The organism is Marinobacter sp. CP1 (genome assembly GCF_001266795.1).
Classification (GTDB): Bacteria; Pseudomonadota; Gammaproteobacteria; order Pseudomonadales; family Oleiphilaceae; genus Marinobacter; species Marinobacter flavimaris.
On sequence record NZ_CP011929.1, the window covers coordinates 977120 to 994051 of the forward strand.

Consider the following 16932-nt stretch of genomic DNA (forward strand, 5'->3'; position numbering starts at 1 on the left):
TGCATTATTGTCCTACAATACATCAGTCGTCAACATTTCTGGCGAGGTTTTTTGACAATTGTCAGGAAGCCCCGCCGAATCAAGGCGTTGTCGCTATGGCACTCAGAGGCTGTGATAAACTCATGCGCATACACTCTTCCGCCGGTCGGCTTACCGCAGCAGCCGACCGGTTTTTACGACCTGTCCAGAGAGCCTTTATGGATTTTCAGGTGCCGAACACACTGGCCGAGCAGATTGCCAATTACCTGGCAGAACGAATCATGACCGGGCAGATTCGCCCGGGTGAGCGGATTCAGGAGGCCACGCTCGCCGGTGAACTGAAGGTGAGCCGGGCATCGGTGAAGGAAGCCCTGTACACCCTGGAGCGCTGGCATCTGGTGGAGATCACACCCCGTAAGGGCGCTTCGGCAACCCGGCTGGATGCGGCACACGCGTCGGAGCTCTACGACGTTTATATGCACTTGCTGATGATGATGGCGGTGCGTTTGTGCGAGCGCTGGCAGGAACGCGACAAGCCTCTGGTGCTTGGGGCGGTGAGCAAGGTTGTTGACAAGATAAACGATGGCTCTGCCGATATCTCCGGGGTGGTTGAGGCCAGTTTTGATGTGATGGATGCCTGTTGTGAGGTGGTGGGGAATCCGTATCTCACGGAGGCACTGTCGAATTTTAAGCCGGCGGTCAGTCGGGCCTATTATCTGAGTGCCGATCGGTATCGTAGGGGTTTGACGCAGACCAGTGAGTTTTTTGCCAATCTGCCGCAGGCGGTGCTGGCGCGGGATTCGGTCAAGGCGCAGGCGTTGATTCGGGAGTTTGCGGAGCACCAGAAGTCTCTTATTCAGCAGGCTTTGGCTTCGTAGTCCAAGAACATTGGGTGCACGCAAATCGGGCGGGAAGTTCTCCCAAAACACGCTGTGAATACTTCCCTGTACGCTTGGCTCCGCCATCCCTGGCTCCGCACAGTTTTGGGAGAACTTCCCGCCCGCTTTGCCCGATCCTCTCCAGTGGCCTCCCTGTGACAGAGCTCACAGATCTTTCTCCTTCCCCCGCTTATCGTAACAGTCTGTAACAAACCAAAGTTTTTGCTGCATAGGTTGTGCTGTCCCCCTGCGGCCCGGGGAGCGTTGAGCGCTCACCGCTAAAAAACAATAAACCAGACTTTTGGGGCCACCATGACTCAGTCACTAGCCTGTCGTCGAAACACCACATCTTCCACTCTCTCGCTCTGGGTGCTCGCCCTCTCGCTGCCATTGCCAGCGATGGCGGAGTTCAAGCCGTTGGACGATGGGGCGATGTCGGGTGTGACCGGGCAGGCGGGTGTGACGATTGAGCTGGAGACCAAGCTCAGCATTGATCGGTTCAGCTGGATTGATGAGGGTTCGTTGAATGTGAACGGGCTGCGGTTATCCGGGCAGAACGATACGGTGCTGGATAACATGAAGCTGACGATCGATATTGCCGGCGATGGGGAGGTGCTGGAGCACGGGTTTTCGGAGATTGCCCGGCGGGCCGATGCGGGGTTGTTGGACCCAACCAATCCGGATGTGGCCGATGCTCTGGCGAAGTATTCCGTCGCGGGCTCTTTTGGCAAGCAGTTCAACAGCGGTGATCTGGTGATGCACCTCGGTGCAACCGATTATGGCGATCCAACCAGTCTGGATGAATACCTGCAGGCGGTGGATTTTGAGCTGGCGGTAGACAGTGTGACCACTTCAGGCAGCGAGGGTTCGGCGACGCTGTTCTCGGACGTTCTTCTGCAAGGGCATATCGGGCCGACGGATCTGGTGATTCGTAACGGGGGCAGTTCCACTCGCACTCTGGCGAACGGCAACGAGGTGTCCGGTTCTGAACTGCAGCTGGATACCCATTTCGAAATTACCGACGGCAGTCTGAACTGGGATGCAGCGGATGTGATTCTGCTGTTCAACTTTGCCGCGGTCGGTATTGAAGGACTTCAGATTCATAATCGGCGCGGCGATGACACGCTGGGCCATTTCGGTATGGCCAGTGCCACTGCAAAACTGTCCAGAGGCACCAGTTCTGCTTCGGGCAACGACGGGCTTTCGGTGCACGATGTTGAGTTCCGGGCGGATATTGATATGCCGGTCTTCAAGATGGGCGGTACCAGTATCGGCAGTGTTCAGTTCACGGACTTCGCCATCATCAACACCACCATGATGGTGTATGGCCACTAGCCCGACACTGGACACCGACCACACCCTACCCTGTAAACTGCCCGTCTCACTCTGACGGGCAGCCCATGACTGACTCCACTGAAATCAGCTATTCAAAGCGCGCTTCTGGAAAAAGACTGGCGATGTTCAGTCTGTTGTTTCTGGCGCTCACCGCTGCCGGGCTGTATGCCGTTTACCATCTGTTCGCCGAACGCACCCTTACCTTCGATACCAGGCTGATCGCTCCGGGAACCCTGTTATCGGTGGCTGGCCTTCTGCTGGTTTATTTCATCTCGGATGGCCTTCGGCTCTATTTTACCCTGAGAGCCCTGGGGCACCGGCTTCCCCTGCCGGCCATGGTGCGGCTGGTGTTTATCAATCTGTTCTTTTCCAACATCACGCCGATGGCCACCGGGGGCGGTTTCGCCCAGATCTGGTTTCTGAGCCACCATGGCGTTCCGATTGGGCGTGCGACGGCTGCGACCACGATCCGGACGATCCTGGCGGTGCTGTTCATATTTTCGCTGACGCCGGTATTCCTGCTCACGCTCAAACCCCTGGACGGCAATTCCATCACTGGCGATATCGGCACCGCTCTGGCAGTTCTGATTGTGTTGTACCTCGGCTTTTTCCTGGTTCTGCTGCTCCGGACCCGCTGGCTGATCGGCCCCCTGGCCCGGCTGCTGAGGGCCGCGCGTCGGCTCCATCTGATCAGTGAACCCCGCCATCGGCGCTGGCAGTTCAAGGCACGCCGGGAAATGCTGCGGCTGTCACGGAGCTTTGGTGATTACCTGCGTGGTGCTCCGGTGTTCGTCTGGCTGTCCATCCTGTTCACCGCCGTGTTTCTGCTTAGCCTGTTCAGCTTCCCGGCGCTGCTGATGCACAGCCTGGACTACAGTGTTGATTATGTGATGTCCGTGGGCCTGCTGGTTGTGACCACCTTCGTGATGTACTTCTCGCCCACGCCGGGCGCCTCAGGCATCTCGGAGGGTGTTTTCGGGAGCTTCTTCCGGGATATCCTCTCGGGAAACCACCTGATTCTGGTCATCGTCTGCTGGCGTCTGCTGACCATCTATCTGGGCATGATTATCGGGCTGGTGGTGCTACAGAAGGAACTTGTTGCCAATCGCAGGAGAGCCGGATGATCTTCCGAAACCCACTCAAGCTGCTGTTTTACCTCTGTCTTCTGGTGGTGTTTCTGCTGGTTGGCTACAAAACCTACCTGAATCTGTTCACGGAGGATTTCGAGGGGGTTCATACCGAGCAGGTAGAACGGATTTATCAGGCACTTGAACCCGGCGAGCCCTTCAGTTTCGCGGTGGTGGGCAATATCAATAATTCGGTGGGCATCTTCGAGGACCGCATCATCCCGGAGCTGAATCGATCCGGGCTGGATTTTCTGGTTTCGGCGGGGAACGCTGTCAGTGGTGGCGGCGAAGACAAGTACCGGGCACTCTACGGCACTCTGAGCCACCTGGAGATCCCCTATCTGCTGACCTTCGGTGCCCACGAGTACGAGGACTTTGGCAGTTTCCGTTTCTACGATCACTTCGGCCCGCACTTCTTCAGTATCGAAGCGGGCAATAGCCGGCTGATTTTTCTGGACAGCACCGGTAAAACTCCCTGGCGCTGGCAGATCCGCTGGCTGAAGGATTTGCTGGCCCAGGACACGTCGAAGGCGAGGATCTTGTTCATCGGGCACCCTCCCCTTCATCCGGACGAGAATGCCCCGTTCGACCAGAAGGATGATTACCTGGCGCCGCCCGAGTTCCGGGACGCCCTTCTACAGGCCATCGAGGAGCATGACGTTGACCGGGTATTTTCAGCCAACCTCTCGCTCTATTCGGAAAAGACGGTAGAAGACACCACCTTCGTTACCACGGGTGGCGCCGGTGGCCTGGTTATGAACAACGACACCAGTTTCTATCACTACGTGCAGGTGAATGTAGACTCAGATGGCGAGGTAACACACCGTCTGCAGCGACTGGAAGTGGGCCAGCACCCGGTTCTGAAGCGGCTGGAAAGTCTCTGGTTCTTTATCTACTCCCTGTTCTACACCGGTTACCTCAACTTTATTCTGATCGTCGCCGTGTTTGCGGCCATTGCGATCAAGCTGTACGGCGCCATTTTCATCGGCAAGGATTATTACCCGGACTACGACCTGGACCCCTCGCCCTGGCTGGACAAACCGATGCGGGTGGCCATGTTTACCAACAACTACCTGCCCTTCATCGGCGGGGTACCCATTTCCATTGAACGCCTGCGCCGGGGCCTGGAAGCGCTTGGCGATAAACTGCTGGTCGTGGCGCCCCGCTACAAGGGGCAGCCGGAAACCGAATCCCACGTTTTGCGAGTGCCCTCGCTACTGGCCATGGGCGAGAAGCGGGAATTCCGGCTGGCCAATATTTTCCTCGGGCGGATTCGCAAACGGGTTCGGGCGTTCAAGCCGGATATCATCCATCTGCACCATCCGTTCTGGCTGGGGTCGCTGGGCCTGTTCGTGGCTCGCACCCTGAATATCCCGGCCATATACACCTACCATACCCGCCTGGAGCATTACGCCCACTTCGTGCCGCTACCCGGCATGCTGTTCCGGAACCTGATTTCGCACGCGCTGATCAAACGCTTTGCCAACAAGTGCGACGGTGTGATCGTGCCTACCTACTCCACGGAGGAATATCTGCGGATGATCGGGGTTAAAACACCGACCTTCGTGCAGCCTACCGGCATTGAATATCACAAGTTCCAGGAGGTTCAGGAAAAGGACGTCGAGCAACTCCGGGAGAAGCTGAAGCTCAGGAATGAGAAAGTGTTTGTCAGTGTTTCCCGGCTCTCGAACGAGAAAAACATCGACTTCATGATTGAGGCCATTGATGCCCTGCGGCGGGAAACCCATGTGCCCTTCCGGTTCCTGATGATCGGCGATGGCCACCAAAAGGACCGCTTGCAGAAGAAGATCGAAGACCTGGGACTTCAACAACACTTCACCCTTGTTGGTGCCGTGCCGCCGGACGAAATGGCCACCTGGTACCGACTGGGGGATGCCTTCCTGTTCGCCTCCATCTCCGAAACCCAGGGCATGGTAATTCTGGAGGCGATGGCTGCCGGTTTGCCGGTCGTAGCGGTTCGCTCCAGTGGCATTGAAGACGTTGTCCGACACGGGTTCAACGGCTTCAAGACGCCGGAAAAACAGGACCAGTGGCGGGCGCAAGTCAAAAAGCTACTGGAAGACGACGATCTGCGTGAAAAACTCTCCGAACAGGCCCTGGAATTTGCCAGGGACTACTCAGTGGAGCAGTTCGCCCAAGACGTCCGCACCATCTACGCCACCACACTCGCCATGGCCGCGAAGAAACGAAAAGGCTCGATAATCCATCCTGAATAGGTGGGGTTACAGTTTTCCGCAGCGGCCTGATCGGGCTAGACTGAATTCACGTATTACAAAGACAGTTTTAGCTATCAGACCTGGTTAATTATCGGAGACTAACGTGAGCGGCATCCCCGTCGGAATCAGCACCTGCCTGCTGGGCAAGGAAGTTCGCCATGATGGCGGCCATAAACATTCCCGCTACTGCACCCAGGTGCTCTCGAAACACTTTGATTTCCGCTCCATCTGCCCGGAGCTGGAAGCGGGCCTGGGCGTTCCGCGCCCGGCGATCCACCTGCGCGAATACAGTGATGGCCTGCGCCTGATCGAGACCAAGGGCGCGGCGGACCATACCGACGCCATGCAGGGCTTTATCGAACAGGTGATGCCGACCCTGGCAGACCTTCGTGGTTACATCCTGATGGCCAAGTCTCCCAGCTGTGGCATGGAGCGGATCAAGGTACATAACGAGGATGGCAATGTAACCCGCCGGGATGGCCGGGGCATGTTTGCCGAGGCGCTGTTGAAGGCCTACCCGCTAATGCCGGTGGAGGAGGAAGGCCGACTGAACGACAACATGATCCGGGAGAATTTCGTTGAGAGGGTTTTCGCCTACGACGACTGGATGCAGAACGTGGCCGGAGACAAGCTTTCGGCCAGGGCGCTGATTGAATTCCATACCCGCCACAAATTCCAGCTTCTGGCTCACTCCGAAAAGATCTACCGCCAGCTTGGTCCGATGCTTGGAGACCTGAAGTCCGAGCCGTTGGAAGACATTGCCGAACGCTATATCCACCAGTTCATGGAAGCCATGAGCAAGAAGGTGAGCCGGGGTTCACACATGAACGCCATGCAGCATCTGATGGGCTACCTCAGGGATTCCATGGGCGATGAAGACCGCAAGGTGTTGATGGAGCAGATGGAGGCTTACCATCGAGGCGAGGTCCCGCTAGTGGTTCCCATGACGCTGCTGCGTATGGCCCAGAGAAGGGAGCCGGTGGATTACCTGCATGCCCAGCAGTATTTGACGCCCTACCCAGATGAGCTGGGGCTGCGTAACAACGTCTGAAGATAAAGTTGGGGTCAGATGAAATTTTCATCTGACCCCGAATTCACGCAGTTAGAAACCGTAGAGCAGCGAGAGTGACGTTTCGGTGTCGGTGTTTTCGGAGCCGGCCGGAGCGTCAGACACGTGCTTGACCCGGAAAGCAGCCTTCATGGAGAGATTCCCCACCACGTTCGCCTGCAGCGATGTTTCCGATTCGGTCACCGTGTTGTTTTCGTCCAGGCCAACTTCGGTACTGAGCTTCTGACGGAACAGGGAATTTTCCGAAAGGGCGTAATCAAACTGGCCAGCAAGGCGGGCGATGGCCTCTTCCTCGGTATCCTCGCCTTCCGCATTCACCATATCCAGCTTGTTGTAGCGGTAACCGGCGCCTACTGAGAGGTCCAGAAACGAGCGATCTCCGGAGTTCCAGACCCGGTTGCCGTAACCCGTGGTTACGGTTGATTCGAAGTCGTAGCCGGAGAAGCGATCGTCTTCATAGGAGCCACGGAGAAACCAGTACTGGTTCTCGGCGAACTTGTAGTCGGTCTCCAGGGCGGCCTGATATTTCTCGGCAGTGGTTTCGTCTTCAGTCTCGGAATAGTTGGTGCGGAATTCGCCGGTGTTACGCCAGGTTTCGACTTCATGGACCAACCCCAGGCGACCCTTGATGTTGGTCTCTTCGGTAGTGCCCGAGGTGATCAACACACCCAGCTCGGTTTCGCCCTTCCAGTTGTCTGCCTCCTGCGCACTGGCAAAGGGCGCGATTGCAACTGCGGTAATGGCTACAGCCTGTCGTAAATCCATGAAGTCTCCTTTGGGGGTTGGTCAGGCGCCCTCGGTGCTCCTCGCCCTCTCGCCATCGAGGCTTTTCCGGGCCTGACGTTCTCTTTCAGCCTTTTTCCGGGCCTTGCGCTCGGCAATGATGCGCGCGGCTTCACCACCAACGTGGGCTTCGCCGCGCTCTTCCGCCAGACGCATCTGACGTTCACGCTCGGCAAACCGGGCTTTCTGCTCTTCAGTCAGCGAATCGATGCACTGATGGCAGCTCACGCCCTGCTCGTACTCGGGGCGCTGTTTGTCTTCCTCGGTGATTGGCCTCCGGCAGGCATGGCACTGGTCGTAATCGCCGCGCTCCAGCCGGTGGTTGACCGTTACCCGGTCATCAAACACGAAGCACTCTCCGTGCCACAGGCTCTGATCTTCCGGGACCTCCTCCAGGTATTTCAGGATGCCGCCCTTCAGGTGATAGACCTCCTCGAAACCCTGCTCCTTGAGATACGCGGTGGATTTCTCGCAACGGATACCGCCGGTACAGAACATCGCCACCTTCTTGTGCTTCGAAGGATCCAGGTTCTGTTTCACGTATTCCGGGAACTCCCGGAAGGTATCAGTGGCCGGATTGACGGCATTTTCAAAGGTGCCGATTTCCACTTCGTACTGGTTGCGGGTATCCACCAGCACCACATCCGGATCGGAAATCAGTTTGTTCCATTCTTTCGGATCCACATACGTGCCGACAATCCGCTTCGGATCAATACCGTCCACACCCATGGTGACGATCTCTTTCTTGAACTTCACTTTGGTGCGTTTGAACGGCTGGATGTCCACAAAGGACTCTTTGTAATCAATGCCGTCGAACCGCTCGTCGCTGGCGATCCAGTCTTTCACGGCATCAATGCCTTCGCGGCTGCCGGCAATGGTGCCGTTGATGCCCTCGCGCGCCAGCAGCAAAGTGCCGTGCACGTCTTTCTCGAGCATCAGGTCCAGCAGCGGCTGGCGGAGGGCTTTATAATCATTCAGGACTGCGAACTTGTACAGTGCGCAGACAACAACGTTGTTGCTCATCATGTTCTCCTGCGGGCCGGACCGTAAATCCGGAGCATGGTTTCGGGGTTCATCTGAGGCGGGAGCCTGAGAGGGCGCAAATTTTAACCAACTCAGGCTCACGATCAAGTGCGGGGTTACCCGGGGCTCAACAGGTCACTCCGCCCCGTTGGCCAGTTCACGTTCAACTACGGCAGAGAGCTGCCCCCAGCCGGGACGGGTCAGGCGGATGTTATCCACCAGAACCGTCGGTGTGCTGGTTACCCGAAGCTGCATGGCCACCTGGCGGCTCTGCTCGACAGCTTCCCGGTGCAATTCGGTGGTCATACACCGGCGGAAGCGCCGCTCTTCAAGGCCCAGATCACCGGCGTAGCGGGTAAAGGTGGCAACCGGATCGTTTGAACCACTCCATTCGGTCTGGGAATCGTAAAGGCGTTCGTGCATGGCCCAGTAGGCGTCCTGATCCCCGGCACAGCGTGCTGCCTGGGCGGCTGGCATGGCGTTCTGATGCTGCTGTAATGGCAGATCAAAGTAGACAAAGCGAACCTTGCCCTCAGCCACATACTCTTCCTTCAACTGCTTGCTGGCAGAGGCAAAGTTGCCGCAGGCGGGGCATTGATAGTCGGCAAACTCACGCACCACGACCGGTGCGTCGTCGGGACCCACGGAGACACCGAACTGGTCCAACTGGGCGGGGAAGTCCTCGGCATTCGGAGCGGCCACAGGCAGCCCGTCAGACGTGGGTTTTGGTGGAGCGGTCAGGAAAAATACGCCAAGAAGCACTGCCGCAAGCGCAAGCAGTCCGATACCCGCATACAAAAGCTTGTTTGATTTTCCTTTTTGGGGCGGCGGCGCACCGGTTTCCTTGCGACGTTTTGCTTCACCCATGGAGGGACTCCTTATTGTGTTTCTGGTTTCCGGAATTAATTAGCTCGCGACCGTTTTCAGATCGAGCGTGGCACGCTAAGATCCTTTATATCCTACAAAAGTTCCAACAAAAATTAAGGAATCCTCATGCCATTGCCCGCTTCCCTGACAGACTCTCTCTCACTGCCCCTGGTGGCCGCACCCATGTTTCTGATCTCTGGGCCCGAACTGGCGCTCGCCTGCTGCAAGCAGGGCATCGTTGGCAGTTTCCCGGCTTTGAACCAACGCACCAGCGAGGGCTTTGAGGAGTGGCTGATCCAGATGAACGAAGAGCTGGCCGCTTACCGAAGCGCCAATCCGGAAGCAAAAACGGCGCCCTACGCCGTGAACCTGATCGTGCACCGGACCAATCCGCGCTGGCAGGCAGACCTGGAACTGTGTGTTAAACACAAGGTGCCCATTATCATCACCTCCCTGGGCGCCGCCAGCCAGGTGGTGGAGGCGGTGCACAGCTACGGCGGGGTGGTGTTCCATGACGTGACCAACCAGAAGCATGCCCGCAAGGCGGCCGAAGCCGGTGTGGACGGCATTATTGCCGTGGCAGCGGGTGCCGGTGGCCATGCGGGCACGATCAACCCGTTCGTTCTGGTGCATGAAATCCGGGAAGTCTTTGGCGGCACGATTTTGCTGGCCGGGGGGCTATCCCATGGTGAGGATCTGCTGGCGGCCCATGCCCTCGGTGCGGACCTGGCCTACCTGGGTACCCGTTTTATAAACACGTTCGAGTCCCAGGCCGATGAGGCCTACCGGAACATGATCATTGAGGCAGTGTCTGGCGACATTATCCATACACCGGCGGTATCCGGTGTACCCGCCAGCTTTATGCGCCAGAGTCTGGAAGCGGCCGGCTTCCCCATGGACAAACTGAACCAGGCCGGCGAGATCAACTACGGGGAAAAGCTGAAGCCCATTGATGATGAAGCCAAGGCCTGGAAAACCGTATGGTCGGCCGGCCAGGGCGTCAGCCAGATCCACGACGTGCTCACCGTCCCGGAACTGGTGAGCCGTCTGTCCGAGGAGTACAGAAACGCCCGGGAGCGCCTGTTATCGACAGGTTCCTAAACCTGGAACTGTGAGGCTTTATCCTTCAACGAGGTCAGTGTCCGGGCAATCTGGCCGCTGGCCTCGTCGGAGCGCTCAATGGCTTCTACCGTCTGGCGGGATGAGCCTGCAATATCGCTCACGCTCACACTGACTTCACTGGCATGCCGGCCCTGCTCTTCCGCCACGGATGAAATAGCCATGGCCCGATCCTGAAGGCTGCTGAGCAACTGGTTGATCCGGTCGAAATGCTCGTCAGCCCGACGGAACTCCGACGACGACTCCGCAACCTGCCCTGACACCTCGCCAATGGCGCTGACAGCCTGCCGGCTGCCCTGCTGCAGACGTTCAATGATGGACTGGATTTCAGTGGTGGATTCCTGGGTCCGGCTCGCCAGAGTACGGACCTCATCGGCCACCACGGCAAAGCCCCGGCCGGATTCTCCGGCGCGAGCAGCCTCGATGGCAGCATTGAGAGCCAGCAGGTTGGTCTGCTCTGCGATGGCGCCGATCACCGACAGCACCGATCCGATTTCCTTGCTCTGGTGGTCCAGCTGATTGACCGCTTCCACCGCCTGTTCAACATTACGGACTACCTGATCCAACCGGTTCCGAACTTCCCGGGAAATCCCCGCGGTGGCCTCACTCTCGGAACTGACGTTGCTGACCGAGCCTGCGATATCCTGAATGTTTTCAGCCACCTCGGAAATACTACGAGACATGGCATCCATGGTGCCGGACACCTCCGCCACTTCCTGTTCCTGACGGTTCACGGCCGCCACCGCACTGCGGCTGATGTCACCCTGAGCCTGGGCCTGGCCGGCGGCCGATTCGGCAGACTCTTTGACTTCCGAGACCAGCTCCTGGATTCGTCCAATAAAGCGGTTCACGCCTTGCGCCATTTCCGTGAGCTCATCCTTGCCTTTCATGGAAACCCGGCGGGTGAGATCGGCCTCGCCATCGGCGATACCCCAGATCGCCGAGCTCAAACGGAAAACTCTGGGCAGCAAGCCTCCGCCGAGCACCAGGGCCACCAGCAGGATCAGAACCACCACGGAACCGATTGCCAGCATGCTCAAATTGGCGGAGAGGCTCGAAGCTTCGGTATTCAACGCCTCCACAGTGTTCTGGATTCTGGAGCGAGTGTCAGCGTCCATACTCGCCAACTGCTGCTGAAGGCGCCGGTTAACCTGTTCGGTTTCTGCTTCCAGGGTGTCATGCAGCGCGTCGATGCTGCCGGTTATGGTAGCGCTGAACTCCTGCTCCAGAGCCGCCAGGTCCTGATTGATGCCTTCGAGCGACAGCCCCAGCTTCAGCTGACCAATGGCGGAACCCTGGGGGGCGATATCGGCCGTAATGATGACCACGTTGGGGTCGCGACTTGCCGCATCCAGGACCCGATTTGCCGCACCGCGACCTTCCCCCTGCTCCATTAAGGTGCGCACCCGGTCGTCGGTGCGGTCCACATAACGGGTCAGCCGATCACCGTACTGGTCGTAATACACGGCAAACAGAACCGATTCACGGGCGTCGGCCAGTTCGACAAGATCGGTGAGGCGTGGGACATCCCGATCCCAGATCAGCGGGGCCGCAACAGCGGCGAGGACATCAGCCAGCCCCTGGGCTTCCGCCATGACAGCGGTGCGAACGTTGCCGGCAACGCGTTCCTGCTGCGCCGTCTGCTGGCGGGTGAGTTCGGCGGAGAGTTCCTCGGTGGTCTTCTGCCGCATGGTCTCCAGGCGGGATCGGACATCCTCACGGGTATCCCCGAAGGAGGCACTGACCTGCTGGCTACTGGCCTCAAGGGCGGACCCGGCGGTGTCGACAAGGCGCTCCACCTGGCTGGAAATTAGCCACTGGCTGACCAGGACCTGAACCAGACCGGCAACGACCAGAACCACAAAAACCGGTCTGAGAAGGCGGCTAGAAATCAGCCGCCGGATAAAACTGAGTGACATACGGACTCCGCTAGCATGTGTGCTTCATGCATCCTGCACAGTCGGCAACAGCGTCCCTGCCTGGCGTGTCCGTATGTATAGCAAAACCCGGGCCTGAATAGCGCGCTTTTATGTACGGGTTTTGTAGTTAATCGTCATCTTCGCTCTCGAGTTCAACTTCATCTGCAACGAAGCCAGAAGATGTGTTGAAGTATTCAACTTCGAGGAACACCGGCTCTGGTCCTTCAAAGGCGTCAACGATTTCCTGTCTGGCCGTGCTCTCGTTGTCTCCATCGTAATCAGCGCCAAGATCACTCATGGTAATTCCGAGGATGGACAGTCCATTCGCCGACGGATTCAAAGAGATAAACCGCAACCGGCCTTCCAACTCGAAGCTGCTGGCGTCGTCTTCCTCGCTCTCGACCTCGACTTTCAGAGCCTGAACATAAATGCTGTCTGGAGCTCCCCTCTCAATTCCCTCGACCTCAACCTTAGTTCCAAAGGCGGTGAGTTGGGCAAAATCAATTTCTCCATCGTCATCGCGGGTCAGAGTCGTCAGGGGCGTGACCTGAATCTTAACGCCGCCAACTTCGAAACGACGGCTTGAAGGATCAACCGAATTCACATCAATCGAGCCCTTCACCTTGGAGTCGGGCTCCCGTAACTCAATCTCCTCAGCTTCCACCACACTATCACCGATGAATTTCCCCTCAACCTGGATCAGGAGACCTGGCTGCAGGCTGTCGAGCGTGAGGCCATCGTCGAGTTCAGTCTCGTTGACAATCCTGATCGTAAGTCCGGCCAGGGTTAACTCTCCGGGGCGCGGATTACCACCGTCTGCCACGTAGCGAGTCTGGACAGTTCCAGTGAGCTCAATATCGTCTCCCTCTCCTTGCTGATAACGGCGGAAATCGTCCCTGTCGATACTAATGGCATTAATCTCATTGGGGACCATCAACTCTCCTTCAATCTCGAAGAATCCGCCCGCTTCAAGGTCAGCCTCTGTAAGGCCATTCGCAAAGACATTGTCGGCATAAGTAATGGTAAAACCATTGCTGAGAATTTGATTGTTGCCTGCATCAAACTCTGCGTTTGACAGGTCAACCTCAAGCTCAATATCGCTTTCGTTGCGAGTAGCAGTTCCAACAAAGCTTGCACGATAAAGCCCATCCGGCCCCCGGTAGGCACTTACTCGAACAAAATCATCGTTAGTCAGATTTGCCAAGGTGGTGCCCCGGAACACAGTCTGGGTAGTGGCAAACAGCTCTTGTCCGTATATTGTGAAGGTTACCTGTTCATTATTTTGGCTCAAAGTCACATCCGACACCGCACCCCGGAAAGTGTCGTCGTATTCAAGACTCTCAGCAACTCCCTCGCCGTTATCACTCCACTCACCATCAACGCGAAGAATCATTCCTTCACTGAGCTGAGTTTCGGCATCAATGCCATCATTGCTTTCGACAGCTCCGTTGAGATCTCTTGTGTCGAACCGCACCCCATTAACAAACACACTGCCAAACCCGGAAACAGGCCCAACGCTGGAGCCAGTGCCACGTATACCGCCATCGGCAACATCCAGGCCTCCGCCACTGCCGCCTCCGCCACAGGCGGAAATCACCCCGAAGGCCACTGTGCCGGCGGCCAGCCCGATAACACGATTGCGGATGTGCCGTTTCATATTCGAGTTCTCCATAACCGGCGTTCCTGGCCGGTGTCTGTTATATAGCATCGTTAAAGCGCCTGCGGGGAATCTCGTCCTCGTGCTCAAAAACCTGGTCGACTCGCGATTCGCGAGGAAGCCCTGGCTGTGAGGGCGCATAGATACTTCTCCTCAGCATGAGGTAACCGCTATCCAGAGGTTCGACCACACCCTTACGAAGTAATTCATTCAGAACCACCGTTGGGCTGAAATCAGGATTGGTCGCTTGCACCAGACTGCGAAAAGAATCCGTTGCGTAATTGTCCATCAGGAGCATGACCGGGTCATGATGCTCGTCGAGAAATTCACTTGAGCTGATCCAGGAGCGAATAACCTGCCGGGACGATGCGGAAAGTATGGTGCTTGCAAGCTCCGTTGGCTCCCAGCGACGAATAATGTTCGGCTGCCTCTTGAGACTCATAGCACTCAATCTCCTTTCGGCTCTTTCCCGGCAGGCTCTTCAAAAAAGAAGATGCTCACGCCGGTGCGGACCGGATCCCCGGACTCACTGTCAGAGTTCTGCCCCGATATATCGCGGTCATGAGGACCAAGCCACTTGTCCAGCTGTTCCAGCAGTGCCTGCGACTGGGCGGCTGCATGCCTGCGCCAGCGCTCCATCACTTCCGGAGGGATATTGTTGTAGGTCAGGGTTCTCTGGAACAGAGGTGGCTGCCCGGACTCGTCACTGACCAGATTGTGATCAATGGTTGCGATGAGATCCGATACGTCCTCACCGAAAATCTGCAGCATTTCCTCGCTGTCTCCGGCCGGGACAAAGGCCCTTTGCTGCAGGACCAGGCGGCCAGATTCCCCCTCCACGGAAACCACCCCCACCCGAAGCAGTTCATCCAGCACGGAACGGGGCGGCATGTCGCCGCTGTAGCGTTTGACCAGCTCGCTGAAGCTTGCAGGCCCGTCGAAAGCCAGCATGGCAGGCTCTCCGTCCTTGGCCTGAAACACCGCATCGTGGACCCAGCCCGATACCACCCGGGACGCCCGGTTGGTATGGAGCACGTCGCGGCTCCCAGCATCCTCCCCTGCCAGGATCTCCCGCTGGCGTTTGACTTCCTTGCGGGTCAGCCCGGTCATGACTGCAGCCCGTGAGTCCGTGGGCTTTCTCCGGTCGTCGGTGAAGTCCTCCAGGGCGGCTTCCACGTAGGCACGTTTAACCAGCTCGGAGAACTCACCAAAAGGAATACCATTGCGCAACAGCAACCTCGCCAGAGGGCGCAGAATGCGAAACAGCGCTTGATGCAGGGGGTTGGGCTTTTTCATGTTTGGGATTGTATTCCCATAGCGACTTCGAAAGCCAGGATGCGGGCCGACAACTGTCCGACCCGCACCTTCGGCTCACTGATCAATCATCATTGCTGCCATTGCCGTCGTCACTATCGTCATCGACTTCGACGTTGTCGGTGAGCTCATACTCGCCACCGCTGGTCTGGCGATACTCGATTTCCACTTCATCACCAACCTGGGCGCCGGACAGGCTGTAGCCATTTCGGAGCACCTCAAGATTCATGATGGTGATGGAATCGGCTCCGATGGCACTCACCCGTGCCTCAAGCTCAAAATCGTCATCGTCATCGTCATCCTCACGCTCGATGCTGATGGCCTCGAGGAATCCGCCTTCACTGCTCTGCTGGCGACCTTCAATTTCGAGATAGTCACCCACCTGCAGGCTCTGGATATCCTGGACGCGACTGCGAAGGCCATCTTCGTCATCGTCGTCGTCATCAATCAGGGTGTTGCCGGTCAGCTGAACCCGGACGCCACTGACGACCATGGTTTCATTGGTCAGATCAAGAGACTCGATGCGACCATCCAGCTCGGCATCGGAATCCCGGCCTTCGATCTCTTCAGCCACCAGGACGCCATTGCGGAAATCCCCTTCCACTTTCACGAACAGGCCATCCGCAAGGCTGCTTTCGCGGAGATCGTCGAACTCGGTGCCCCCATCAATCTGGACGCGCACCCCATTTACCGAGAACTGTCCGCTGGCGGCGTCATAGTCATAAATGCTTCCGGAGATTTCGACATCGTCATCATCGTCGAAGAGGTCATCCTCATCATCGATTTCCTCGGCCAAGATGGTGTTGCCGTTCAGCGTCCCTTCCACTTCGACAGCGATTCCGTTTGCCAGGTCATCGAGGGAGAAATCATCGTCTCCTACCGCACTGGTGTAATCGATAATAAAACCGTTGATGGTGAAGGTCTGGGCGCTTGTGTCCAGATCGGCAACAACGCCTTCGATTTCTACTTCGTTGTTGTCATCGAATTCCAGGCCAATGGCCCGGGCACCAACAAAGCTTGCCCGGAAGCTGCCATCCTCAAGACGCCAGGCGCTGACCCTTATACGATAGCCCTGGGGGTTGTCGGCAAGAGCCGTTGGTGTTGCGCCGCGGAAGACGGTTTTGCCATCCAGGGCAATGCTCTGGCCAAGCATGGTCAGAGTTCCGGTGCGGGTAACCTCATCCCAGCTCATGCCGGAAATCGGCCCGCGCAGGGTATCGTCATAACTGACTTTGTCCGCCCGCCCCTGACCACTGTCATCCCAATCGCCGTCAACTTTGAGGATCATGCCCTTTTCGAGCTGATCCTCGCGTTCCAGGCCATCGTCGCTGCTAACGCTGCCGTTGGTCTCAAAGCGGGTACCGTTCACGTAAACACTGCCGAAACCGGATACCGCCCCGACACTGGTCCCCGATGAAGCATCACTTGTTGAGGTGTCTCCAGAGCCACCGCCTCCGCAAGCGACAAGTGCGCCAGCAAGAGCGCCGGTCATGGCCAGTTTCACTGCTATTGCTAAAGGTTTGCGATTCATCGTTCTTCTCCAGGCTTGTTGTTGCGTCCCCGGGCGACCACGTCTTAACACCCGATAATAAATTGGGATATTTTTCCCACATCTGTATTTGGGA

14 protein-coding genes are annotated in these 16932 nt (G+C 57.3%); 6 read left to right on the forward strand and 8 right to left on the reverse strand.

Annotation, left to right across the window (positions count from 1 at the left end):
• Positions 1 to 197 precede the first annotated feature (197 nt).
• From ACP86_RS04670 to ACP86_RS04690, 5 genes are all read left to right on the forward strand, one after another.
• On the forward strand, positions 198 to 857 hold the full coding sequence (locus tag ACP86_RS04670) for a GntR family transcriptional regulator (RefSeq protein ID WP_053112911.1): 660 nt from the start codon (positions 198 to 200) through the stop codon (positions 855 to 857).
• Between the two features lie 312 nt (positions 858 to 1169).
• Positions 1170 to 2192, forward strand: a complete 1023-nt coding sequence (locus ACP86_RS04675) for a DUF6160 family protein (protein ID WP_053112912.1) — start codon at positions 1170 to 1172, stop codon at positions 2190 to 2192.
• Positions 2193 to 2257: 65 nt separating this feature from the next.
• Positions 2258 to 3316, forward strand: a complete 1059-nt coding sequence (locus ACP86_RS04680) for a lysylphosphatidylglycerol synthase transmembrane domain-containing protein (RefSeq protein ID WP_053112913.1) — start codon at positions 2258 to 2260, stop codon at positions 3314 to 3316.
• On the forward strand, positions 3313 to 5556 hold the full coding sequence (locus tag ACP86_RS04685; RefSeq protein ID WP_008175264.1) for a glycosyltransferase: 2244 nt from the start codon (positions 3313 to 3315) through the stop codon (positions 5554 to 5556). The genes ACP86_RS04680 and ACP86_RS04685 overlap by 4 nt, the downstream gene beginning before the upstream one ends.
• 103 nt (positions 5557 to 5659) lie before the next feature.
• Positions 5660 to 6607, forward strand: coding sequence for a YbgA family protein (locus ACP86_RS04690; protein WP_008175265.1), 948 nt, complete (start codon positions 5660 to 5662; stop codon positions 6605 to 6607).
• Between the two features lie 51 nt (positions 6608 to 6658).
• Here ACP86_RS04690 and ACP86_RS04695 read toward each other — a convergent pair whose 3' ends face one another.
• The 3 genes from ACP86_RS04695 to ACP86_RS04705 all read right to left on the reverse strand — a co-directional run bounded on the left by ACP86_RS04695 (position 6659) and on the right by ACP86_RS04705 (position 9298).
• Positions 6659 to 7390 (reverse strand): YdiY family protein, encoded by a 732-nt coding sequence (locus ACP86_RS04695; protein WP_053112914.1) that lies wholly within the window; start codon positions 7388 to 7390, stop codon positions 6659 to 6661.
• A gap of 21 nt (positions 7391 to 7411) precedes the next feature.
• Entirely contained in the window at positions 7412 to 8431 is a 1020-nt protein-coding gene (locus ACP86_RS04700) for a rhodanese-related sulfurtransferase (RefSeq protein ID WP_053112915.1), read from the reverse strand.
• 135 nt (positions 8432 to 8566) lie between these two features.
• Entirely contained in the window at positions 8567 to 9298 is a 732-nt protein-coding gene (locus ACP86_RS04705) for a DsbA family protein (RefSeq protein WP_053112916.1), read from the reverse strand.
• 126 nt (positions 9299 to 9424) lie between these two features.
• On the opposite strand from ACP86_RS04705, the gene ACP86_RS04710 reads away from it, so the two are divergent.
• On the forward strand, positions 9425 to 10399 hold the full coding sequence (locus tag ACP86_RS04710; protein ID WP_053112917.1) for an NAD(P)H-dependent flavin oxidoreductase: 975 nt from the start codon (positions 9425 to 9427) through the stop codon (positions 10397 to 10399).
• Here ACP86_RS04710 and ACP86_RS04715 read toward each other — a convergent pair.
• The 5 genes from ACP86_RS04715 to ACP86_RS04735 form a co-directional block, all read right to left on the reverse strand.
• Positions 10396 to 12336 carry a methyl-accepting chemotaxis protein gene (locus tag ACP86_RS04715; protein ID WP_053112918.1) on the reverse strand — a complete coding sequence of 647 codons (1941 nt, stop codon included), beginning with the start codon at positions 12334 to 12336 and terminating at the stop codon, positions 10396 to 10398. The two genes, ACP86_RS04710 and ACP86_RS04715, sit on opposite strands and share 4 nt — an antisense overlap.
• Before the next feature lie 127 nt (positions 12337 to 12463).
• Positions 12464 to 13933 carry a DUF5666 domain-containing protein gene (locus tag ACP86_RS04720; protein WP_227507820.1) on the reverse strand — a complete coding sequence of 490 codons (1470 nt, stop codon included), beginning with the start codon at positions 13931 to 13933 and terminating at the stop codon, positions 12464 to 12466.
• A 100-nt stretch (positions 13934 to 14033) separates the two neighbouring features.
• On the reverse strand, positions 14034 to 14435 hold the full coding sequence (locus ACP86_RS04725; RefSeq protein WP_053112919.1) for a hypothetical protein: 402 nt from the start codon (positions 14433 to 14435) through the stop codon (positions 14034 to 14036).
• 5 nt (positions 14436 to 14440) lie between these two features.
• A complete protein-coding gene (locus ACP86_RS04730) occupies positions 14441 to 15289 on the reverse strand; it encodes a DUF6502 family protein (RefSeq protein ID WP_053112920.1) in 849 nt (282 codons plus the stop codon).
• Positions 15290 to 15371: 82 nt separating this feature from the next.
• Positions 15372 to 16838: a DUF5666 domain-containing protein gene (locus tag ACP86_RS04735; protein ID WP_053112921.1), complete on the reverse strand. Its 1467-nt coding sequence runs from the start codon at positions 16836 to 16838 to the stop codon at positions 15372 to 15374.
• Between the last annotated feature and the right edge of the window lie 94 nt (positions 16839 to 16932).

Coding starts and splice junctions, on each gene's coding strand:
- ACP86_RS04725 (WP_053112919.1), bottom strand. CDS start 14,435: ATGAGTCTCAAGAGGCAGCCGAACATTATTCGTCGCTGGGAGCCAACG.
- ACP86_RS04735 (WP_053112921.1), bottom strand. CDS start 16,838: ATGAATCGCAAACCTTTAGCAATAGCAGTGAAACTGGCCATGACCGGC.
- ACP86_RS04730 (WP_053112920.1), bottom strand. CDS start 15,289: ATGAAAAAGCCCAACCCCCTGCATCAAGCGCTGTTTCGCATTCTGCGC.
- ACP86_RS04715 (WP_053112918.1), bottom strand. CDS start 12,336: ATGTCACTCAGTTTTATCCGGCGGCTGATTTCTAGCCGCCTTCTCAGA.
- ACP86_RS04675 (WP_053112912.1), top strand. CDS start 1,170: ATGACTCAGTCACTAGCCTGTCGTCGAAACACCACATCTTCCACTCTC.
- ACP86_RS04695 (WP_053112914.1), bottom strand. CDS start 7,390: ATGGATTTACGACAGGCTGTAGCCATTACCGCAGTTGCAATCGCGCCC.
- ACP86_RS04670 (WP_053112911.1), top strand. CDS start 198: ATGGATTTTCAGGTGCCGAACACACTGGCCGAGCAGATTGCCAATTAC.
- ACP86_RS04685 (WP_008175264.1), top strand. CDS start 3,313: ATGATCTTCCGAAACCCACTCAAGCTGCTGTTTTACCTCTGTCTTCTG.
- ACP86_RS04700 (WP_053112915.1), bottom strand. CDS start 8,431: ATGAGCAACAACGTTGTTGTCTGCGCACTGTACAAGTTCGCAGTCCTG.
- ACP86_RS04680 (WP_053112913.1), top strand. CDS start 2,258: ATGACTGACTCCACTGAAATCAGCTATTCAAAGCGCGCTTCTGGAAAA.
- ACP86_RS04710 (WP_053112917.1), top strand. CDS start 9,425: ATGCCATTGCCCGCTTCCCTGACAGACTCTCTCTCACTGCCCCTGGTG.
- ACP86_RS04705 (WP_053112916.1), bottom strand. CDS start 9,298: ATGGGTGAAGCAAAACGTCGCAAGGAAACCGGTGCGCCGCCGCCCCAA.